This is a genomic window from Sinorhizobium fredii USDA 205 (assembly GCF_001461695.1).
Lineage (GTDB): Bacteria > Pseudomonadota > Alphaproteobacteria > Rhizobiales > Rhizobiaceae > Sinorhizobium > Sinorhizobium fredii.
In genome coordinates this window covers 1-20,151 of sequence record NZ_AUTC01000144.1, presented here as the reverse complement: position 1 = coordinate 20,151, position 20,151 = coordinate 1, and the positions used below count along the sequence as shown (strand labels likewise).

The following is a 20,151-nucleotide window of genomic DNA, read 5'->3' as shown; positions in this document are numbered from 1 at the left end:
TCCTCAGCAAATTCGAAAACGGTTTGGCTGGAAAAAAGTGTCAGAAGCCTCAAATGTTGTCAATATGCCGCCGCTCGCAAATCTTCGGACGCAAATAATATACGAATAATGTCGTATATTCAATGTTTTATGCTGTTTGCAACTCTTCTGCGAGTTTTCTTGGTCGGAATTTCACAATGCGTGTCGCGCCGAACAAATTTAAAACGATTTGGCTAATCGCGGAGCGCAAAGCAGGCTCCGTTCCGCGCCGGATGCGGCGTCCAGCGATCGGTTGTCCCTTGCGGTAAAGGCGTATATTCCTGATCGGGGAACGGGCTAAGGGAATAGATAGGCCGCATGAAGCTCAAGGAGTTCGCCCGCCAACTGGGCCTTTCGCCGACGACGGTCAGCCGAGCGCTGAGCGGCTACCCGGAGGTGAGCGAGAAGACCCGCCAACGGGTGGCCGAAGAGGCCGTTCGGCTCGGCTATCGCCCCAACATCAATGCGGTACGTCTGGTCACCGGCCGCGCCGGTGCGATCGGCGTCGTCATGGGCCGCAGCGGGGAATTTCAGTTCGCCGAATTCATGAGCGGCATGGCCGAGCGGCTCGATGGCGAGGACATCGACATTCTCGTCAGCCCGACGGCGGACCGGGGTTTGACCGACGAGATTCCGCTCTACAGCCGGCTCGTTGCCAGTGGCCGGGTCGATGCGGTCATCGTTCATTCGCCGGAGCCGAATGACGAGCGCATCGCCTTTCTTCGTGAGCTCGGCTTTCCCTTCCTCGTGCATGGCCGCTCCGAGACCGACGTGACGCATGCCTGGCTCGACATTGACAACGAGGGGGCCCTCCGCCGCGCCACCGCGCATCTGCTCGACCTCGGCCACCGGCGCATCGCGATGATCAACGGTCGAGCCGGCCGGACCTTCTCGCTGCATCGCGACAAGGGCTATCGCGACGCCCTCGAGGAGCGGGGCATCGCCTTCGATCCGCGCCTTGTCGCCCACGGCCACTTCACCGACGAACTCGGCTTCCGCTTCGCCCGGTCCTTCCTCGAGCAATCGCCGCGGCCGACGGCCTTCGTGGCCGGCTCGATGATGACGGCTCTGGGAATCTACCGGGCGGTGCGTTCCCGCGGGCTGGTCGTCGGGAAGGACATCTCGGTGATCGCCCATGACGACGTCTTTCCGTATCTGACGGCCGACAACATGGTGCCGTCGCTGTCGGCGACCCGCTCATCCATCCGCGCGGCCGGGGCACGGGCGGCAGACCTCGTGCTGCAGCTCCTGGGCGGGCGGGCGGCCGAAGAGATCCACGAGCTCTGGCCCGTCGAACTCATCCTGCGCGAGTCGACCGCTCCCCCGCCACAGGCCGAATCGCGCCCCTGACGACTGCAGGATTTCAAAGTGCTACAGCGACTTTCGCGCGTCCACTTGGACGCGCGGCGCTGTAAAGCTCGAACGGACGGAAGATCGATGCAACGGAGAGAAATCGCAATCATTGGCGGCGGCCCGGCCGGCCTGATGGCGGCCGAGACCCTGTCCGAGGCGGGCCATGCCGTGACGATCTACGAGGCGATGCCGACCGCTGCCCGCAAGTTCCTGCTGGCCGGCAAGTCCGGCCTCAACATCACCCATTCCGAGGACTATCGGGATTTTGCCACCCGCTTCGGCGCGGCCTCCGATCGCCTGCGCCCGGCGCTGGACGGCTTCACGCCCGACGAGGTGCGGGCCTGGGCGGCAGGGCTCGGCACCGATACCTTCGTCGGCACCTCCGGCCGCGTCTTCCCCAAGGCGATGAAGGCCTCGCCGCTGCTGCGCGCCTGGCTGCGCCGGCTGGAGGCGCAAGGCGTCACGCTGCTCACCCGGCATCGCTGGGTCGGCTTTGCCGAGGACGGCTATCTTTTTGAGACGCCGGAGGGGCGCAAGATCGTCCGCTGCGACGCCGCGCTGCTGGCGCTTGGCGGCGCAAGCTGGCCGCGTCTCGGCTCCGACGCCGCCTGGGTGCCGTGGCTCACCGCCAGGGGCGTGAAGGTCCGTGCGTTTCGCCCCGCCAATTGCGGCTTCGATGTCGCTTGGAGCGAGACGTTCCGGGATCGCTTCGCCGGAGAACCCTTGAAATCCGTCATCGCCTCGTCCGAGGCCGGCGCCCTCCCCGGCGAATTCGTGGTGAGCCGCCACGGCATCGAAGGCAGCCTCGTCTACGCCCACGCCGCTACCCTGCGCGACCGGCTGGAACGGGATGGTAAAGCTACGCTTACGCTCGACCTCGCGCCGGGTCGGACCGCGGAACGCCTGAGGCGCGATCTCGCCCGGCAGGACGGCAAGGCAAGCTTTTCCAATCGCCTCAGAAAGGGCGCCGGTGTCGAGGGCGTGAAGGCAGCGCTGTTGCGCGAACTCGCGCCGGAGATGTCGAAGGCCGATCCGGAAAGGCTTGCGGCCACGGTCAAGTCTTTGCCCATCCCACTCTTACGGCCGCGGCCGATCGCCGAGGCGATCTCCTCGGCGGGTGGCATCGGCCTCGACCAGATCGACGGCAACTCCATGCTGAAGGCGTTTCCCGGGCTTTTCGTCGCCGGCGAGATGCTCGACTGGGAGGCTCCGACCGGCGGCTACCTGCTGACCGCCTGTTTCGCGACGGGACGCGCCGCAGCGGGCGGCATCACGGCCTGGCTGGCGCGCAACTGAGCCGGCTTTGAACCGACTCACTGTTCGTGAGCCGAAAGCTCATCGCATTTTCATTCATGAATTCCATTCACAGGCGTTTCGACGAGACTGCGGCTTATCGCAACTGCCCTGCGCCAGCATATTGCACCGCGAAAGACGAACCCTCGTTCAACGCCTCTTCAAGCCGCCGTTCAGCTCGAACGGCGGGCGGAAACGTATTTGCCATGCCTCTCGCCATCTTCGCCCTGACGATCGCGGCTTACGCGATCGGCACCACCGAATTCGTCATCGTCGGCCTGCTGCCAACGGTCGCGGCCGACCTCGACATCACCCTGCCGCTCGCCGGCCTTATCGTCAGCGTCTATGCGCTCGGCGTCACCTTCGGCGCTCCCATCCTCACCGCGCTTACCGGCCGGATCGAGCGCAAGCCGCTGCTCCTCGGCCTGATGGGGCTGTTCATCGCCGGCAACACGGCCGCGGCGCTCTCGCCGAGCTATGAAGTGCTGCTCGTCGCCCGTGTGCTCTCGGCCTTCGCCCACGGCGTGTTCTTCTCGGTCGGCTCGACGATCGCCGCCGATCTCGTGCCGGAAAATCGACGCGCTTCGGCAATCGCCATGATGTTCATGGGGCTGACCGTCGCGATCGTCACCGGCGTGCCGATCGGCACCCATATCGGCCAGATCTTCGGTTGGCGCACGACCTTCTGGGCGGTGGCGGGGCTCGGCGTGATCGCCTTCGCCGGCATCGCCGCGCTGTTGCCGAAGACCCTCCCCAGGGCCGCTCCAGCAGGCCTTCTCGACCAACTGCGCGTGCTCGGTTCCGGTCGCCTGCTGATCGTCTTTGCCATGACCGCGCTCGGCTATGGCGGCACTTTCGTCGCCTTCACCTACCTCGCCCCGATCCTTCAGGAGATCACCGGCTTCTCGGCCGAAAGCGTCAGCCTGATCCTGGTGCTCTACGGTCTCGCCATCGCCGTCGGCAATGTGGCCGGCGGACGGGTCGCCAACACCAATCCAGTGAAGGCGCTGGTCGGCCTCTTCCTCCTCCAGGCGCTGGTGCTCCTCGTCTTTTCCTTCACGGCGACCTCGCCGCTGCCGACGCTTGTCACGCTGGCCGCGCTCGGCTTCCTCTCCTTCGCCAATGTTCCGGGACTGCAGCTCTATGTCGTCCAGCTTGCCAAGGCGCACCGCCCCGGCGCCGTCGACGTCGCCTCGGCGTTGAACATCGCCGCCTTCAATCTCGGTATCGCGCTCGGCGCCTGGCTCGGCGGCACGGTGGTCGATTCCGCTCTCGGGCTCGGCGCAACGCCCTGGGTCGGAGCGATCCTCGTGTCCCTTGCGCTGCTCTTGACCCTTTGGAGCGGTGCACTGGATCGGCGCTCGACCGCCGCCTTGCAAGCCGCCTGACCCCTATGGATCAGGATGCCGGCGGGCCGAACGAAATGGGCCGGCCCGTCGGCGGAGGTCCCCGCGCCGTTCAGTCGTCGATGCGGAAGCCGACCTTCATGACCACCTGGTAATGAGCCACCTCGCCGTTGACGATCTGCCCGCGAATCTGATCCACCTCGAACCAGTCGAGGTTCCGCATGGTTTTCGAAGCCCGCGAAATCGCCGTTTCGATGGCTTCGTCGATCGATTTCGGGGAAGTTCCGATCAGTTCGACTTTCTTGTAGACGTGCGCGCTCACCGTATCCTCCTCAAGGGGTTTTCCGATCTGGTATTTCGGTCATCGTGTTGCGCCAGCGGCATGCGTCGCCGCTGCCTCGACGATCATGCCTTCGTTGCGTCCCTGCCGCCAGCAAAAGCTCAAAACTTTGATCGACCGCGCCGGCAAAACGCAGCGGCAGGGCAAAAATCCGTTCACGCCGCCCCCGGCGCGGGCTATAGCGGGTTTCTCCCAATGCCTCCCTGGAGCTCGCCATGGCCGATACCGTCACCGATCGTTTCCTGCGCTACGTCGTCATCGACACTCAGTCGGACCCGAGGTCGGCGGCGCAGCCCTCCACTGAAAAACAGAAGACGCTTGGCCGCCTGCTGGTCGAAGAACTGCTGACGATCGGCCTTTCCGACGCCCATCTCGACGAGCACGGCTACGTCTATGCGACCATTCCGTCCAACGTCGACAAGCCGGTGCCGGTGATCTGCCTGTGCTCGCATATGGACACGGCGCCCGACTTCACCGGCACGGACGTCAAGCCACAGATCGTTCGCAACTATGCCGGCGGCGACATCCGGCTTCCGGGCGATCGGCATCAGGTGATCCGCGTCGCCGACAATCCGGCGCTTGCCGACCAGATCGGCAACGACATCATCACGACCGACGGCACGACGCTGCTCGGCGCCGACGACAAGGCCGGTCTCGCCGAGATCGTCACGGCCGCCCAGTTCCTCGTCGATAATCCGGACATCCCGCACGGAACGATCAGGCTGCTCTTCACGACCGACGAGGAGATCGGCCGCGGCGTCGACAAGGTGGACCTTCAAAAGCTCGGTGCGGAATTCGCCTATACGGTCGACGGCGAGACGGCCGGCCATATCGAGGACGAAACTTTTTCGGCCGACAGCGTCGACATCACCATCCACGGCGTCGCCATCCATCCGGGCTTCGCCAAGGACAAGATGGAAAACGCCATCAAGATCGCCGCGGCGATCGTCGATCGACTGCCGAAGGACTTGGCGCCGGAGACGACGGCCGGCCGCGAGGGCTTCGTCCATCCGACCGGCCTCTCCGGTTCGATGGAGAAGGCGACCTTAAGCTTCATCGTCCGCGACTTCGAAGAGGCTGGCCTCGCCACCAAGGAAGCGATGCTCGACGAGTTGGCGCGACGCGTCATCGACGACTATCCCGGCTCCAGCTACAGCTTCGAGGTCAAGCAGCAGTACCGCAACATGAAGGCGATCCTCGATCGCCACCCGGAGATCGTCGAGAATGCCATCGAGGCGATCCGGCGCGCCGGCATGACGCCGGTTCGCGGCAGCATCCGGGGCGGCACCGACGGATCGCGGCTGTCCTTCATGGGCCTGCCCGCCGCCAACCTCTTCGCCGGCGGCCACGCCTTCCACTCGCCGCTCGAATGGGTGAGCCGCCAGGACATGGAGCGGGCGGTGAAGACCATCGTCGAACTGGCAAAGGTCTGGGCGGAGCAGAGCTAGAACGGCTCAGCTCGTTGCGAAGTCGGGTGCACTGTTTCCGGGACTGACGAACTCCACTGCCGGGCCGCCGGGCGCCGGTCATCACGCCACCAGCGGGCGCCGATGCCGTCGGCTACGGATGCAACCACACGCCTTTTGTGATGTTGTCGACTTTTCTTCTCCTCGCGCAAGGCGAGGCGATCCGCTTTCGCGCCTTCCCGCCAGATCCCGAACGCCGGACATCCGTGATTTTACACACCGTCAATCATGTGATTTGTTGTCAGGAACCTCCCCAGCGGAAACGCACTTGTGTCAAAATTCGTGTCTCTGCCTGCCGCTCAAGCGACATTGCGCGACAACCTTTTAAGCGGAGGGAACCGACGATGACCGGGAGAAAGTCATGTGCCGAAACATAAGAACTCTGTTCAATTTCGATCCGCCAGCGACGGACCAGGAGATTCACGACGCAGCGCTGCAGTTCGTGCGCAAACTGGCCGGAACGACCAAGCCCGCGAAGCGCAATGAAGTGGCGTTCGAGCGCGCGGTCAGTTCGATCGCCGCATGCGCCCGCGAACTGCTCGATTCGCTGGAGACTTCGCATCCGCCACGCAACCGTGAGCAAGAAGCCGCAAAGGCGCGGGCCCGAATGGAGATCCGCTTCCCGTAATCTCCTAAAGCGCGTCGCGTTCAAACGTGTTCACGCAGCGCGCTTTAGGTCTTTGTTTTTGTTGCATGGCGTCATCCCGAAACCGCTGCACACTTTCGGGCGACATGCATTAGGCGGTCAGGTCGTCGCGGGCTCCTCTGCCTCTTTCGGCGAGCGAACGGTCACCACACAAAGTTCTGTCAAAAGTTGCACCGTCAAAGGGACTCGACCTCTAGGTTTTTCTCTGATTTTATCTTCAGCTAATATTCTGCGTGGAGGTGGACAGAGGATGGTCTACGATTGGGACGGAAGGCGGACACGCCGCCTTCAAATGCTGAGGCTCTTGGGCGCTTTGGCGATACCTGCCCTCCTTTTCGGTTCGGCAATTGCCGCAGTGGAGTGGATCGACAGGGGCGCGTCGGACGTCAGGGCCAATCGCGTTCGATAAGCAGCCAATGCGCGCCGGTTCAATGAGGACAAAAACGGAACTCGGATTCCTGCTGCGACCAGTCGCGGCCCTATCAACGGCTGCATCTCTGATCTCATAGTACCGGTAAAGCGACACTTTTCGGTTGTGTCGGACGTACTCTTGATGAACAGCGAACGAGAAAAAGACGGCGCCGATGTCTGTATCGTCGACCGAGTCGCAAACTGGAACCGTCACACACCGGTCAAGTCACCGGGAGCGGGAGTTTCTTGGTGCGTCCGCCGTCGATCACATAGACGAGACGGCACTACGCATGCTCCGGTTGTTGCCGCATGGCCTTGATTTCGTACTTGAGGCACTCTGCGCGACCTGGCGCGAGTGCGTGTCGCTGCGCCGTCGCACCGACGTTCCGATCATCTTCGATGAGCTCGCAACTGACGACGCATCGATCGTGCAGCTCGTCGCAGAGGATGCGGCAGAAGGAATCGGCCTTAAGATCTCCAAGAACGGCGGCCTGACTAGAGGACGCCGGCACCGTGATATCCGCGTCGCTGCAGGCCATACGGTCAGTGTTCAGGAAACGACCGGATCGGACATCGCGTTTGCTGCAATCGTGCACCTGGGCCACACCGTTCCTGAAAGATACCTGCGGTGCGTGCTTGAAAGCCGAGACATCGTCTCGCTCAAAAAGGGCCGACGGTCCCTTCGACGTCCTTGAAGGACGCATCGTCGCGCCAGCTACGCCGGGACTGGGCGTGGTGCCCCGGCTGGAAGTTCTGGGCGAACCAGTCGCCAGCTACGACTGACACCAGCCGGGCTGAGACGTCCGGAGACCCTTCAATGGGATCGACACAATCCGCGACGGTGCCGCTGGCAGGCACAGCGCCCAGGACGTCTGATCGACCTGCCCGCAACGAGCGGGCTCGCGGCCTTTCTGCCGACAAGGCCGGGATCTCTCCTCGATGCCGCCGATGTGATCGGGACGTTGAAAATCGTGCTGCTTGGAAAAAGCGAAAAGCGTTTACCCTGCTTATGTTTTTTTGAAGAGGCGTACCGAAATCGCGAAATCAGACCTTCCTCTCTGATCAAACCGTAGATAGCGTCTCTGCGTAGCTTCCATCTCTGGGCTACGTCCCGCATCCAACGAAGGCAACTGGATGCGGACTTGCCCCGCCATAGTGCGGGGCTTTTTCGTGGCGAGCGAAGTTTAGTCTCAGGTCGGGCTAAAGCGGGATGAGGAAAAGTGTGCGCGGTTTTCCGCCCGCATCCCGCTCTAACCTTTTAGAATCGAGAAGATGGGCACGCGGCAGTCAGGTCCACGGAGCCGGCGAACTGACGGCCAGGGAGTGACGGTTCTCTAAACGGTCACAGCCAGCACCGCGCAGCAGTCGCCCGCTTTGATCAGCCCGGGATAGTGGCGGGCCGCGAGAAGGCCTTTCATCCTGGCCCTGACCTCGAATGGCTTCGCGCCTGTCCGACCGACGGGCAAGATCCGCGCAATCACCGCATCCTGTTCGACCGTCTCGCCGAGATCGACGAGGAACTCGACAAGCCCACCGTCCTCCGCGAAAGCGAAGCAGTCGCCGCTCGGCATGTCCAACCATTCGGTCGGTTGCGCCTCGATTTCGCCCGCGATGATGCCTGCGTGCCTCAGCACGTTTTCCACCCCGCGCTTGGCGATTGCCGCGGTCAGTGCCGTCGCCGATCCGCCACCGCCAAGCTCGGTAGTGATGAAGATCTTGCCCATCTCCTCAGCCGCCGTGTCGTACATTCCGACCGCGTCGATCTCCAGCATCTTCATCGAATAGGGCGCTCCAAAAGCCCGGACGAATTCGAAGGCTTTTGCCTCCTGCGCCTTGTCGGGGAGGATGTGGGCGGCGCAGAACGGCAGGAAATCGAGTGTCCTTCCGCCGGAATGAAAGTCGAGCACGATGTCGGCCAGCGGCAGTAGGACACGCAGGAAATAGTCCGCAATCTTCTCGGTCACGGTTCCGTCAGGCTTGCCGGGGAAGCTGCGGTTCATATTGCCCTTGTCGATCGGCGACGTGCGCGTGCCGGCGAGGAAGGCCGGATAATTCATCGCCGGAACGATGATCACCCGGCCGCGAACCTCGGCAGGATCGAGCTTCAGCGCCAGGTCGAAAAGCGCGATCGGCCCCTCGTATTCGTCGCCATGATTGCCGCCCGTCAGGAGGGCCGTCGGGCCCTCCCCATTCTTGACGACGGTGATTGGAATCATCACCGAGCCCCAGGCCGAATCGTTGCGACTATAGGGCAGGCGCAGAAAGCCGTGCTGGACGCCATCGGCTTCGAAGTCGACCGTGGCGCTGATCGGCGACGGCCGCAGATGCTGCTCCCTCATCGCCTCAGTCCTTGACCATCAGCTTGCGCGGCACGGAGGCCAGGCATTCCACGCCGGTTTCGGTGATCAGAATGCTCTCGGTCGTCTCGAAGCCCATGTCCTCGAGCCAGAGCCCTGTCATGAAATGGAACGTCATGCCGGGCTTCAGTTCAGTGATGTCGCCGGGGCGCAGGCTCATGGTGCGTTCGCCCCAGTCCGGCGGATAGGAAAGACCGATCGGATAGCCGGTGCGATTGTCCTTGACGATGCCGTATTTCTTCAGGACGGCGAAGAAGGCATTGGCGATGTCCTCGCAGGTATTGCCGGGCCTGGCGACGGCAAGGCCGGCCTCCATGCCCTCGAGCGTCGCTTTCTCTGCATCGAGAAAAGCCTGGGTCGGCTTGCCCAGGAACACCGTACGCGACAGCGGCAGGTGATAGCGGTTGTAGCAGCCGGCGATCTCGAAGAAGGTCCCCTCGCCCCGCTTCATCGGCCGGTCGTCCCAGGTAAGATGCGGCGCGGACGCCTCGACGCCGGATGGCAGCAGCGGCACGATCGACGGATAGTCGCCGCCGATGCCGTCGATGCCGCGCGTGCCGGCATCATAGATCTCGGCGACCAGATCGCATTTGCGCATGCCGACCTCGATCTTGTCGAAAATGCGCTGGTGCATGGCTTCGACGATCCGTGCGGCATTGCGCATATATTTGATTTCCGTCTCGCTCTTGACGGCGCGCTGCCAGTTGACGAGCGCGGTTGCGTCGACGAAGCGCGCATTCGGCAGGTGCTTGTGCAGCGAGGCGAAGGCTGCCGCCGAGAACCAGTAGTTATCCATCTCGACGCCGATCCGGAGCGCCCCCCAGCCGCGGTCGGCAAGGATGCCCGAAAGATAATCCATCGGGTGACGCTCGGTCGACTGCACGTAGTGATCGGGATAGCCGATGATGTCCTCATGGCTGAGATAGGCGGTGAGCTTGGCGCCGTTGGCATCCTGGCCGCGGCCGAACCAGATCGGCTCGCCGGAAGGCGGCACGATCACCGCCTGATGCACATAGAAGGACCAGCCGTCATAGCCGGTGAGCCAGGCCATGTTGGATGGATCGCTGACGATCAGCAGCTCGACGCCTTTCGCCTCCATCGCCTGACGGGTCTTCTTGAGGCGCGCTTCATATTCCCCAAGGGAGAATTTGAGGTTGGGTTGGGTCATGGTTCTTCCCTCGTTTTTCCGGCCCTGCCGGTCTCAACTCTCGAAAGTGGTTCCGGCGTTCGCCGCGTTGGCCCGCGCGAATGCGAGGGTCGCGATGGCGGTGTCCTGGATGCCGGTTCCGGTCAGGTCGGCGATGGTGATCTCGCCGGCGCTCGTGCGTCCCGCCCTCAGCCCGGCGATCACCTGGCCGAGTTCGGCGAACTCGGCATCGAGCCCCACGACACCGGCGGCGATCGCGTGATGCAACTCGCCGAGACGACGCGTCTGTTTCAGGCTGTCGGCCACATAGGTGGCGCCGGCAATCGCCTGCGGGTCGAGTTCGTTCTTGTGCTCGGCGTCCGAGCCCATGGCGGTGACATGCTGGCCCGGCTGCAGCCATTCGGCCTTCAGGATCGGCGTCTCCGAGGGCGTGGTGGTAATGATGATGTCGGCACCGGTGACGGCTGCCTTCGGATCGATTGTCGCTTTCACCGGAAAGCCCAGCTTCTCCGCAAGTGCGCTTGCCGTCGCCTCGGCCTTTTCCCCGTCGCGCGCCCACAGCCGCGCCTCTCGGATCGGACGGACGAGGGTTAGCGCTTCGAGCTGCAGCCTTGCCTGCATGCCGGCGCCGAAGATTGCAGCGACGGAAGATTTCTCCCGCGACAGATGTTTGGCTGCGACTGCCCCGGCCGCCGCCGTCCGCACGTCGGTCAGGTAGCCATTGTCGATGAGCAGCGCCTGAACCAGCCCCGTGCGGCTCGACAGCAGTACCATCATGCCATTGGTGCTCGGCAGGCCGATCTTCGGATTGTCGAAGAAGCCGGGGCTGATCTTGATCGCGAAGCCGTCGAGGCCCGGCACATAGGCGGTCTTGACGTCGACCTCGCCGCGATGCTCGGGAATATCGAGCCTCAGGATCGGCGGCATCGCCACCGCCCTGGTGGCGAGTGCGTGGAAGGCATTCTCGACGCAGGCAACCGCCTCGCGATCAAGCGGCACGATGCGGCGCAGCTCCGCCTCGGTGAGAATCGTCATCCGTGCCATGCCGCCTCCTCGCGAAACGGATCGGTTTCGCCGTTCATCACCCGCAGATGCAGGCCCATGTCGACATTGCGGCCGGAGACAATGACCACGATCGGGCCGCCGGTGATCTTGATCTTGCCGGCGAGAAGCGCCGCGATGCCGACGGCACCGGCACCTTCCACCACTTCGCGCTCTTGCGTGTAGGCGTGGCGCATGCCGGCGGCGATCTCCGCCTCCGTCAGGAGGATAATGTCGTCGACGAGCTCGCTGCACATGCGGAACGTCAAGTGATTGTCGAGCCCGATACCGCCGCCGAGCGAATCCGCAAGGCTTTGATGTTCTTCGACGAGCACCGGCCTGCCGGCGGCGACGCTCGCCTGCATTGCCGCGCCGCGCTCCATCGTCAGCCCGATCACCCGCGTCGCCGGCTGGCGCGCCTTGACCGCTGCGGCAACCCCGGCCGCCAGCCCGCCACCCGAAACCGGCACGAGCAGCGCGGTGAGATCTGGCATCTGCTCGACAATCTCCAGGCCCAGCGTACCCTGCCCTGCGACGACGGCCGCATGGTCGAAGGGCGGCACCATGACGAGGCCATTTTCCGCGACGAGCCGCTCAACCTCCTCCTGCGCCTCGTCCTGGGAGTTGCCGGTGATCCGCACATCGGCGCCAAGGCGGCGGATCTCCGAGACCTTGTTCTCCGGCACTAGGCGCGACATGCAGATCGTCGCGACCGAGCCCTCAGCCTTTGCCGCATGGGCAAGCGCCCGGCCATGATTGCCGGTCGAGGCCGCGATCACGCCGCGCGCCCGCTCTTCGGCGGAAAGGGATAGCACCGCGTTGGTCGCGCCGCGCAGCTTGAAGCTGCCGGTTGTCTGGTGATGCTCGAGCTTCAAGCAAACAGGCACGCCACAGAGTTTGCTGAGTGATGCTGACCCGACGAGCGGCGTCCTCAAGACGCAGCCGGAAATGCGCCGCGCCGCGGCCTCTATGTCCTCGATGGTCACGGGGAGCTTACTTCTCACGGCCACTCCCCTTCCAGAGGCAGCGCCATCAATCGACCGAGTTCCGGCCGTGCCGACGTGTCGCCGCAAAGGCGCAGGCAGGCCCAGGCGGTGGCATAATTGCTGCTGACGACGGGCTTGCCGATCGCGGCTTCAATTTCGGCAATCACGCCCGCCGCGCGCACGGCCGTGCAGGAAATGAACAGCGCGCCCGACTCCGGTCCCATTGCCTCTTTTGCAAAGGCCACGATCTCCGCCGGCGCGATCCGCGCCATCTCCCGGTCGTCGGTGAGCCCCAGGCAAGTGAACCGGTCGATCTCGAAGCCGAGTGCGGCGAAGTAATCCGCCATCGGCCGGCTCGTTTCGACCGTATAGGGGGTGAGCACGGAAATGCGCCTGGCCCCCAGTGTCCCCAAGCCTTTGACAGCGGCTGCCGTCGGCGTCACCACGGCGGCCCCCGGCTTGGCGGCCTTGATCGCGGCCGCTACTTCCTCGTCACCGATGACGACGGAGGCCGAAGTGCAGGAATACATGACGACATCGAGCGCTTCGTCCGGCAGGATCAAGGCTGCGGCGACGGTGAGCGAAGGCTGCATTGCCCGGAGGTTCTCCGGCGTCACCGGATTGGCATAGGGGATGCGGGCGACATAGACACCGATCGCGTCAGACGCCACCAGTCGCTGGAAATCCACCTCCGTCGTATGATCGGTGGCCAGGATGACGAGGCCGATGCGCTTTTCGAGCGGCCGGTCGTCGAGACGCGGCGCGCGCCGCGCCAGGGAGAGAGCGACAGGTTTTTCCATCAGCGTTCGTCCACCCGTGCGTAGCGCTCTTCCAGCCAGCGCAGGAAGAAAACCGAGATCAGGCTCATGATCAGGAAGAACACGCCGACCAATGTCATCGGCTCGATATAGCGATAGTTGCTGTTGGCGATGCTTTTTGCCTGGTTCATAAGTTCGAGCACCGTGATTGCCGAAAGCAGCGGCGTCTCCTTGAACATGGCGATCAGGTAATTGGCGAGCGCCGGGATCATCGGCGGGATCGCCTGCGGCAGGATCACATGGATCCAGGTCTGGCGCGCCGTCAGGTTCGTCGCCTTGGCTGCCTCCCATTGGCCGCGCGGCACGTTCTCGATGCCGGCGCGATAGACCTCGGCGGCATAGGTGCCGTAGTGGATGCCGAGACCTATGACGCCGGCGACAAGCGCCGGCAGGCGGATGCCGATGTCCGGCAGCACGTAGAAGATGAAATAGAGCTGCACCAGCAGGGGCGTGCCGCGGATGAATTCCACAGCAAAGCTGGTGGCGCGCGCGATTGGCCTCGGCGCCACCATGCGCAGGATGGCGAAGACGAGCCCGACGGCCGCGGCAACGGCGGCGCCGAGAATGGTGGCCAGAATGGTGATCTGCAGCCCTTCAAGGAGGGTCGGCATGATCTGGTGGACGAATTCCCAATCCCATTCCATGGTCAAACCCTCACGCCATCTAGTCCACGGCTCACCCGGCGTTCCAGCCAGCGCATGCCGAGCGAGATGACCCAGGCCATGACGAAATAGAGCACCAGGATGGTCGCGAACGGGATCAGAGTGCTGCCCGTTTGCGCCCGCACCACCTGCGCCTGGAAGGTCATGTCCGTAAGCGAAATCAGCGAGACGACGGCCGTCCCTTTGAGAAGCTCGATCGCGTTGTTGCCGAAGGTCGGCAGCATCAAAGGCAGCGCCTGCGGCAGGATGATGTGGCGCATCGCCTGGTAGCGCGAGAGATTGAGCGCGATGCAGGCTTCGCGCTGCTCGCGACCGATCGCCTTCACCGCACCCCTGACCACTTCCGCGCCATAAGCGCCGACATTCAGGCCGAGCGCCAGCACGCCGGCCTGAAGCGGCGTCAACGTGATGCCGGCAAAAGGCAGGACGAAATAGACCCAGAAGAGCTGGACGAAAATCGAGGTGCCGCGGAAAAATTCGATATAGGTGGTGGCAAGCGCACGCACCGCCGTGAAACGGCTGACGCGCCCGAGCCCCGCCGCAAAGGCGACCACGACGGCAAGCGCCGAGCCCATCAGCGTGAGCTGGACGGTTACCCAGGCACCCTCAAGGATCAATCCGATATAGCCGGACCAGTCGATCATCGTTCAATTATTCCAATCGAATTCGCTTCCGCGCCGCGTCATTCCTCCTCTCCGCCGATGCGGAGAGGAGGTTCAATGAAGAGGAGAGGCTCGAGCCTATTTCGCGGCGCAGAGCTTCTCGCGCGTCGTCGACATCGCGGCCTTGGCCGAGAAGCCGTAGGGCTCGATGATCTTGGCGAACTCGCCGGACTCCTTCATCTTGGCGAGCTCGACGTCGAAGGCATCGCGCAGCACCTCGTCGCCTTTCCGGAAGGCAGCGCCGTCGCAGTAGACCGGCGCACCCTCGACCGGCGCGACCACCTCGATGTTCGGGTCATTCGCCTTCGATACCAGATCGTTGATCGACAGCACCGGCAGCGAATAGACGTCGATGCGGCCGTCCTGCAGCATCTTCATGCCGCTCTGGCCGTCCGGCACGACGATGACGCGATCACGCGGCACGCCGGCTTCGAGCGCCAGCTTCTCTTCGGTGCCGCCGCCGGGGGCGCCGATCTTGGCATCCGGATTGTCGGCAATGTCCTTATAGCTCTGCAGCTTGAGCGGATTGCCCTTCTTCAGCGCAAAGGCCTCGGCATCGCAGAGGATCGGCTGGGAATAGGCGACCGCCGCGCAGCGCTCCGGCTTCATGAAGAGGCCGGCGGTGATTGCATCATGACGTCCCGCCTGCAGGCCCGGGATCATCGCACCGTATTCCGAGATGGAGGCGACAACGTCGGCAACGCCGAGACGCTTGAAGATTTCGCGGGCGACATCCGGTGCGGCGCCGGAAACCTTGCCGTCGGCACCCACCGCCGTAAAGGGCGGTTCGTTGGCGATGGCGATGCGCGCGAAGCCCTGTTCCTTCAGCTCCTCGAGCTTGTTCTCATCCGCCGCGGCGGGAGCAGCCACCGCAACTGCCATCAATGCCGTTGCACCTGCCGCCATTGCCATCCAGTCTTTCAGTTTCATCGTTCCCAACCTCCTCTGTTGTTCTCTTGCTGTTGTTGTGTGAGGCAATGTCGGCCCTACGGCCTTAGACGCGGTGCCCTGCCGCTATGATCTTGCGCAGAAAGGTCTGCGTGCGTTCCTGTTTCGGATGCCGAAAGATATCCGCGGGCTTGCCCTCCTCGACGATCTTGCCGCGGTCGAAGAAGAGCACCCGATCGGCGAAGTCATGGGCGAAGCCCATTTCGTGGGTGACGAGCAGCATCGTCATGTCGGTCTCGGCGGCAAGCTTGCGCATGACGTTCAGGACTTCCTCGACGAGTTCGGGATCAAGCGCCGAGGTCACCTCGTCGAACAGCATGATCTTCGGCGAAAGCGCCAGCGCCCGGGCGATCGCGACACGCTGCTTCTGCCCGCCGGAAAGCTGCGCCGGCATGCTCTTGGCCTTGTCGGCCAAGCCGACCATGTCGAGCAGCTCCATCGCCCGCTTTTCCGCCGCGGCGCGCGCGATGCCCTTCGTCAGCATCGGCGCCAGCGTCACATTGTCGAGCACGCATTTGTGGGGAAACAGGTTGAAGTGCTGGAAGACCATGCCGATCTTCTCGCGCATCTTGTGAAGATGCCGTTCGTCGGCAGCAATAAGGCTGCCGGCCTTCTTCATGTGGTAGAGCTGCTCGCCGTCGACCTGAATGAAGCCGTCGCTGATCGTCTCCAGCGTCATCAGGATGCGCAGGATCGTCGTCTTTCCCGAGCCGGAGGGGCCGATCAGAGCAAGCTTCTCGCCCGGCAGGACCTCCATCGACAATCCGTCGAGCACGGTCAGCGGACCGTACCTCTTGACGATGTTGTCGATGCGGATGATCGGCTCGGACATTCGCGTCTCTCCCTATGAGACCCTTAATGTCCTAACGATGATCCGGTTCCAAAATCATGTCAATGTGAATAATAATATCATGACAATTATTGCCAGAAGCGCCCGGAATCTGTGCATTCGTCTCAGATCGCCAGCAGCAAGGCCTCGGGATCGCCGAGCGCCAGCGAGGCGACGATGCCGAGACCGGTCTTCAATTCCTGTTCGCTCGTCGAGCCGAGCGATATCCGGACGGCCGGACGCCAGCCGCTGTCGGCGGTGCGGAAGGACGCCCCCGGCGCGATCGCAACGCCGCGCAGCCGCGCCTGGGAGACAAAAGCGTCCTCCGAATGGCCCTCCGGCAGCGGCAGCCAGACATGCAGGCTCTGGGGATGGGCGCGGTGCGCCAGCCTGCCAAAGGTCTCGGTGGCAATCGCGTGGCGTGCGGCAAGCGCGCGGCGCTGCCAGTTGACGAGTTCCATCGCCGTGCCGTCACTCACCCAATGCGTTGCGATCTCGGCGATGGACGGCGTCGCCATCCAGTTCGAGACGAGGTGCCGATTGGCGACCGCTGCGACGTAACGGTCCGGCGCGGCGAGGTAGCCGATCCGCAAGCCCGGCACGGTGATCTTGGTGAAGCTGGTGACATAAAGGGTGCGCTCCGGCGCCAGTGCCGCGACCGGCGGCAGACGCTCCTCCACCAAGGGGCCAAGAATGTCGTTCTCGATGATGGCGAGGTCATGCCGGCGCGCCACCTCCGCAAGCGCGGCCCGCCGCTCGGCACTCATCAGCGTCGCCGTCGGATTGATGACCGAGGGCTGCAGGAAGATCGCGCGGATGACGCCCTTGCGGCAGGCATCGTCGAGCGCCTCCGGAACCATGCCGTCATCATCGATTGGAATGCCCTGTAGATGGATGCCGAGATAGGTTGAGAGCGGCACCAGCGTATGATGGCTGATCGCTTCCGTCGCAATCGTAGAACCCGGCGGAGCGACGCTCATCAGCGCCACGGTCATGGCCGAGGTCGCGCCATTGGTGAGATTGATGTTGAGCGGCGAGACGTCGAGCCCGCAGCGCGAAAGCCATTCGGCCGCGACGCCGCGGTGGCGCGGGAACACCATATTCGGCCGGAAGGAAAGCGCCGAACTTGCCGGCAGGTTCTCGGCAAGCCAGGCAAAGCCCTGCCGCATCTTGTCGAGATGGATCTGCTCGCAGACGGGCTTCAAGATCGACAGGTCGATCAGCTCGCCGAGCCGCTCCGGCAGATAGGGCGGATCCGGTTCGCGCGGCCGCGTCTGCACGAAACTGCCGCGCCCGACCTCGCCGGAGATCAGACCGCGCCGTATGAGCTCGTCATAGGCGCGGCTCACCGTCTGCACCGAAAGCTTCAGGTCGTCGGCAAGCCTGCGGTGCGTCGGCAGCCGCGTTCCGTTCTGAAGCCGTCCCTCCTGAATGGCGCGGGCGAATTGATCGGCCAGCGAGAGATAGGCCGGGCGGCGCAGGAGACTTATGTCGGGCATCCAATTTGTCATGATTTGAACAGTGATCAAAATCAGCTCAATTGACAATGCAAAAGTGAGAACCCAATGTCTTTTCCCGGACTTCGACACGACCAGGGATCGATGGAAGGACCCCGCATGAAACTCGACGCGATCGATATACGTATCCTCGAGGCGATCCAGGCCGACGGACGCATCACCAAGCTGGCGCTTGCCGAAAAGGCCGGCCTGTCGCCGACGCCCTGCTGGATGCGGCTGCGGAAGCTGGAAAAGGCAGGGATTGTCACTGGCTATCACGCGCGGATCGCGCTGCGCCGGGTAGCGGCGGTTGCGAGCGTGATGATGGAGGTGACGCTCGGCAACCATCGGCAAGCCGATTTCGACCGTTTCGAACGCGCCATCGGCTCGATCCCGGAAATCGTCGCCTGCTGGTCGGTCGGCGGCGGGGTCGACTATATCCTCAAGGTCGTGACCGCCGACATCGATGCCTATCAGCGGCTGATCGACGAGTTGCTCGGGCGCGAACTCGGCATCGACCGCTATTTCACCTACATCGTTACCAAGACGGTCAAGGAGGAAACCGTCCTGCCGCTCGGCTCGCTGTTATCGCCGGTGGATTAGAAACAATGACCAAGTAAAAAGTCGACGCACCTCTCCTCGCGCGCGGTCGTTTTAGCTCGCGAGAGGCGTTGGCCCGGGTTTGTTAACTGTCGCCATCGTCCACCGACAGAATTTCATGCCGTTTCAATTCGTCGATAGCCTCGATCGCTTCGGCCGCCGACCAGCCCGCAGAAACAGCTATCTGCACCAGCTTGGTTTCTACCTGTTGCTCGAGCTCCATGTACAAAGGCTCTAACGCTTCCTGCACGGTCAGGATGTGTTCACCAGCCATCACGACAGGGTGCTGGGGCAATGATGCGGTCATGGCACAATTCTCCCTCCTTCACGCGGACGTGCTTTTGCACAACGTGCCGATCGAGCTTCTGTTCCACGCGCGCGGCCTTCGATATTCAGGAAAGTCGGATGCCCCCTTCGCGAGAAGGGCGGAACACCGCACGCACTGTTCCTACCCACCCCAGACAATCTCTCTCGGGGAAGCCTTTCTTTTGGTCCAAGTCTCTCCGGGCGGGTGGCGGAATGGACAATCTCTCGCGGCAACAGTGTCAATCTCTTCGCAACGAACGAGGAGACTTGGACATGACCGCAATCTTTGCGCGCACCGCCTTCCACGAAGCCTTGAAGCAGTTGAGCGACCGGCAATTGCTGCGGGAACTCGCCTATGTCGGCGGCCGCTGGATCGCCGGGCGCGACGGCAAGTGTCTAGAAGTGAGCGATCCGGCGAGTGGCACCGCCCTCGCCTTCGTCGCTTCGCTCGATGCGGACCAGACGTCCGAAGCGATCGATGCGGCGGAGAAAGCATTCAGATCCTGGCGCGATATGGCGCCGCAAAAACGCGCTGCAATCCTGCGCAGGTGGCACGACCTGATGCTTGCCGCCAAGGAAGATCTCGCCTTGCTGATGACCCTGGAACAAGGCAAGCCGCTCGCCGAGTCGCGCGGCGAAATCGACTACGCGGCTTCCTTCATCGAGTGGTATGCCGAGGAGGGCAAGCGCCTCAATGCCGAGAGCGTCACGAGCCACCTTGCCGGCGCCGAGATGATCGTTCGCCGCGAGGCGCTCGGCGTCGTCGGCATCGTCACGCCGTGGAACTTCCCTTCGGCGATGATCACCCGCAAGGCGGCCGCCGCACTCGCCGCCGGCTGCACGGTGGTCGCACACCCCTCCTCCGAGACGCCGCTTTCCGCTCTGGCGCTTGCCGAGCTCGGCGAGCGCGCAGGCCTGCCCGCCGGTGTGTTCAACGTCGTCACCGGGAGTGCCACCGCAATCGTCGGCCGCATGTGCGAAGATGTGCGGGTCCGCGCCATGAGCTTCACCGGTTCCACCGAAATCGGCCGCCTGATCGCGTCCCGATGCGCACCGACGATGAAGCGGCTGGTGATGGAACTCGGCGGTCACGCGCCGCTGGTCGTCTTTGCCGATGCCAACGTCGAGAAAGCCGCCGATATTGCGATTGCCGCTAAGTTCGCGACCTCCGGCCAGGACTGCCTCGCCGCCAACCGGATCTATGTCGAGCGGCCGATCCTCAAAGCCTTCCAGGAGACGTTTGCCGCGCGGATCGCGCGCCTGAAGGTCGGAGCCGGGCTCGAGGCCGCCACGGATATCGGCCCGCTGATGCATGAACGCGCTGTTGCCAAGGTCGAGGAGCAGGTTGCCGACGCGCTGAAGCGCGGCGCCAGGCTCGCTAGTCGGCCCTGAACAACGGCTAAATCATTGATCTTCTGGCGGTCGG

General features: G+C 63.5%; 19 protein-coding genes and 2 pseudogenes. 8 read left to right on the top strand and 13 right to left on the bottom strand.

Annotation, left to right across the window (positions count from 1 at the left end):
• Window positions 1-336 precede the first annotated feature (336 nt).
• The 3 genes from N181_RS17830 (at window position 337) to N181_RS17820 (ending at window position 4,052) form a co-directional block, all read left to right on the top strand.
• Window positions 337-1,368: a substrate-binding domain-containing protein gene (locus tag N181_RS17830; protein ID WP_037432827.1), complete on the top strand. Its 1,032-nt coding sequence runs from the start codon at window positions 337-339 to the stop codon at window positions 1,366-1,368.
• 87 nt (window positions 1,369-1,455) lie between these two features.
• Window positions 1,456-2,667 carry a BaiN/RdsA family NAD(P)/FAD-dependent oxidoreductase gene (locus tag N181_RS17825; RefSeq protein WP_037401262.1) on the top strand — a complete coding sequence of 404 codons (1,212 nt, stop codon included), beginning with the start codon at window positions 1,456-1,458 and terminating at the stop codon, window positions 2,665-2,667.
• A 203-nt stretch (window positions 2,668-2,870) separates the two neighbouring features.
• Complete coding sequence (locus tag N181_RS17820; protein WP_037401265.1) at window positions 2,871-4,052, top strand: MFS transporter; 1,182 nt, start codon at window positions 2,871-2,873, stop codon at window positions 4,050-4,052.
• A gap of 70 nt (window positions 4,053-4,122) precedes the next feature.
• Here N181_RS17820 and N181_RS17815 read toward each other — a convergent pair whose 3' ends face one another.
• Both N181_RS17815 and N181_RS33240 read right to left on the bottom strand, forming a co-directional pair.
• Window positions 4,123-4,332, bottom strand: a complete 210-nt coding sequence (locus tag N181_RS17815; protein ID WP_014331061.1) for a dodecin — start codon at window positions 4,330-4,332, stop codon at window positions 4,123-4,125.
• A gap of 10 nt (window positions 4,333-4,342) precedes the next feature.
• On the bottom strand, window positions 4,343-4,582 hold the full coding sequence (locus N181_RS33240; protein ID WP_141322154.1) for a hypothetical protein: 240 nt from the start codon (window positions 4,580-4,582) through the stop codon (window positions 4,343-4,345).
• On the opposite strand from N181_RS33240, the gene pepT reads away from it, so the two are divergent.
• From pepT to N181_RS17800, 3 genes and pseudogenes are all read left to right on the top strand, one after another.
• Complete coding sequence (gene pepT / locus N181_RS17810) at window positions 4,566-5,798, top strand: peptidase T (RefSeq protein ID WP_037401270.1); 1,233 nt, start codon at window positions 4,566-4,568, stop codon at window positions 5,796-5,798. The two genes, N181_RS33240 and pepT, sit on opposite strands and share 17 nt — an antisense overlap.
• Before the next feature lie 379 nt (window positions 5,799-6,177).
• Window positions 6,178-6,444 carry a DUF2277 domain-containing protein gene (locus tag N181_RS17805; protein ID WP_037401272.1) on the top strand — a complete coding sequence of 89 codons (267 nt, stop codon included), beginning with the start codon at window positions 6,178-6,180 and terminating at the stop codon, window positions 6,442-6,444.
• Between the two features lie 704 nt (window positions 6,445-7,148).
• Window positions 7,149-7,656 (top strand): annotated as a pseudogene (locus N181_RS17800) (enolase C-terminal domain-like protein); the annotation flags it as partial.
• Window positions 7,657-8,207: 551 nt separating this feature from the next.
• Here N181_RS17800 and doeB read toward each other — a convergent pair.
• The 10 genes from doeB to ehuR form a co-directional block, all read right to left on the bottom strand.
• Window positions 8,208-9,212, bottom strand: a complete 1,005-nt coding sequence (doeB, locus tag N181_RS17795; RefSeq protein WP_037432823.1) for a N(2)-acetyl-L-2,4-diaminobutanoate deacetylase DoeB — start codon at window positions 9,210-9,212, stop codon at window positions 8,208-8,210.
• Window positions 9,213-9,216: 4 nt separating this feature from the next.
• On the bottom strand, window positions 9,217-10,398 hold the full coding sequence (gene doeA, locus N181_RS17790; RefSeq protein WP_037401278.1) for an ectoine hydrolase DoeA: 1,182 nt from the start codon (window positions 10,396-10,398) through the stop codon (window positions 9,217-9,219).
• A gap of 33 nt (window positions 10,399-10,431) precedes the next feature.
• Window positions 10,432-11,421 carry an ectoine utilization protein EutC gene (gene eutC / locus N181_RS17785; protein ID WP_037401281.1) on the bottom strand — a complete coding sequence of 330 codons (990 nt, stop codon included), beginning with the start codon at window positions 11,419-11,421 and terminating at the stop codon, window positions 10,432-10,434.
• The gene (eutB, locus tag N181_RS17780) at window positions 11,409-12,422 is read right to left on the bottom strand and encodes a hydroxyectoine utilization dehydratase EutB (RefSeq protein WP_037401316.1); all 1,014 of its coding nucleotides are present in this window, start codon (window positions 12,420-12,422) and stop codon (window positions 11,409-11,411) included. The genes eutC and eutB overlap by 13 nt, the downstream gene beginning before the upstream one ends.
• Entirely contained in the window at window positions 12,419-13,204 is a 786-nt protein-coding gene (gene eutA / locus N181_RS17775) for an ectoine utilization protein EutA (RefSeq protein WP_037401284.1), read from the bottom strand. Before eutA ends, eutB begins: the two co-directional genes overlap by 4 nt.
• Complete coding sequence (gene ehuD / locus N181_RS17770) at window positions 13,204-13,866, bottom strand: ectoine/hydroxyectoine ABC transporter permease subunit EhuD (RefSeq protein ID WP_037401287.1); 663 nt, start codon at window positions 13,864-13,866, stop codon at window positions 13,204-13,206. The genes eutA and ehuD overlap by 1 nt, the downstream gene beginning before the upstream one ends.
• Window positions 13,867-13,868: 2 nt before the next feature.
• The gene (gene ehuC / locus N181_RS17765) at window positions 13,869-14,528 is read right to left on the bottom strand and encodes an ectoine/hydroxyectoine ABC transporter permease subunit EhuC (RefSeq protein WP_037401290.1); all 660 of its coding nucleotides are present in this window, start codon (window positions 14,526-14,528) and stop codon (window positions 13,869-13,871) included.
• Window positions 14,529-14,624: 96 nt separating this feature from the next.
• Window positions 14,625-15,476, bottom strand: a complete 852-nt coding sequence (gene ehuB, locus N181_RS17760) for an ectoine/hydroxyectoine ABC transporter substrate-binding protein EhuB (protein WP_060563631.1) — start codon at window positions 15,474-15,476, stop codon at window positions 14,625-14,627.
• 64 nt (window positions 15,477-15,540) lie between these two features.
• On the bottom strand, window positions 15,541-16,326 hold the full coding sequence (gene ehuA / locus N181_RS17755; protein WP_037401294.1) for an ectoine/hydroxyectoine ABC transporter ATP-binding protein EhuA: 786 nt from the start codon (window positions 16,324-16,326) through the stop codon (window positions 15,541-15,543).
• A 122-nt stretch (window positions 16,327-16,448) separates the two neighbouring features.
• A complete protein-coding gene (ehuR, locus tag N181_RS17750) occupies window positions 16,449-17,834 on the bottom strand; it encodes a MocR-like ectoine utilization transcription factor EhuR (RefSeq protein WP_050984168.1) in 1,386 nt (461 codons plus the stop codon).
• A gap of 105 nt (window positions 17,835-17,939) precedes the next feature.
• Here ehuR and N181_RS17745 point away from each other — a divergent pair, with 105 nt between their 5' ends.
• Window positions 17,940-18,422 (top strand): Lrp/AsnC family transcriptional regulator, encoded by a 483-nt coding sequence (locus tag N181_RS17745; protein ID WP_037401300.1) that lies wholly within the window; start codon window positions 17,940-17,942, stop codon window positions 18,420-18,422.
• Between the two features lie 82 nt (window positions 18,423-18,504).
• Here the strand turns inward: N181_RS17745 and N181_RS17740 are convergent, their stop codons facing one another.
• On the bottom strand, window positions 18,505-18,726 hold the full coding sequence (locus N181_RS17740; protein ID WP_037432814.1) for a hypothetical protein: 222 nt from the start codon (window positions 18,724-18,726) through the stop codon (window positions 18,505-18,507).
• A 272-nt stretch (window positions 18,727-18,998) separates the two neighbouring features.
• Here N181_RS17740 and N181_RS17735 point away from each other — a divergent pair.
• A pseudogene (locus tag N181_RS17735) lies at window positions 18,999-20,108 on the top strand (aldehyde dehydrogenase family protein); the annotation flags it as partial.
• Between the last annotated feature and the right edge of the window lie 43 nt (window positions 20,109-20,151).

Coding starts and splice junctions, on each gene's coding strand:
- N181_RS17830 (WP_037432827.1), top strand. CDS start 337: ATGAAGCTCAAGGAGTTCGCCCGCCAACTGGGCCTTTCGCCGACGACG.
- N181_RS17825 (WP_037401262.1), top strand. CDS start 1,456: ATGCAACGGAGAGAAATCGCAATCATTGGCGGCGGCCCGGCCGGCCTG.
- N181_RS17820 (WP_037401265.1), top strand. CDS start 2,871: ATGCCTCTCGCCATCTTCGCCCTGACGATCGCGGCTTACGCGATCGGC.
- pepT (WP_037401270.1), top strand. CDS start 4,566: ATGGCCGATACCGTCACCGATCGTTTCCTGCGCTACGTCGTCATCGAC.
- N181_RS17805 (WP_037401272.1), top strand. CDS start 6,178: ATGTGCCGAAACATAAGAACTCTGTTCAATTTCGATCCGCCAGCGACG.
- doeB (WP_037432823.1), bottom strand. CDS start 9,212: ATGAGGGAGCAGCATCTGCGGCCGTCGCCGATCAGCGCCACGGTCGAC.
- doeA (WP_037401278.1), bottom strand. CDS start 10,398: ATGACCCAACCCAACCTCAAATTCTCCCTTGGGGAATATGAAGCGCGC.
- eutC (WP_037401281.1), bottom strand. CDS start 11,421: ATGGCACGGATGACGATTCTCACCGAGGCGGAGCTGCGCCGCATCGTG.
- eutA (WP_037401284.1), bottom strand. CDS start 13,204: ATGGAAAAACCTGTCGCTCTCTCCCTGGCGCGGCGCGCGCCGCGTCTC.
- ehuD (WP_037401287.1), bottom strand. CDS start 13,866: ATGGAATGGGATTGGGAATTCGTCCACCAGATCATGCCGACCCTCCTT.
- ehuC (WP_037401290.1), bottom strand. CDS start 14,528: ATGATCGACTGGTCCGGCTATATCGGATTGATCCTTGAGGGTGCCTGG.
- ehuB (WP_060563631.1), bottom strand. CDS start 15,476: ATGAAACTGAAAGACTGGATGGCAATGGCGGCAGGTGCAACGGCATTG.
- ehuA (WP_037401294.1), bottom strand. CDS start 16,326: ATGTCCGAGCCGATCATCCGCATCGACAACATCGTCAAGAGGTACGGT.
- ehuR (WP_050984168.1), bottom strand. CDS start 17,834: ATGACAAATTGGATGCCCGACATAAGTCTCCTGCGCCGCCCGGCCTAT.
- N181_RS17745 (WP_037401300.1), top strand. CDS start 17,940: ATGAAACTCGACGCGATCGATATACGTATCCTCGAGGCGATCCAGGCC.
- N181_RS17740 (WP_037432814.1), bottom strand. CDS start 18,726: ATGACCGCATCATTGCCCCAGCACCCTGTCGTGATGGCTGGTGAACAC.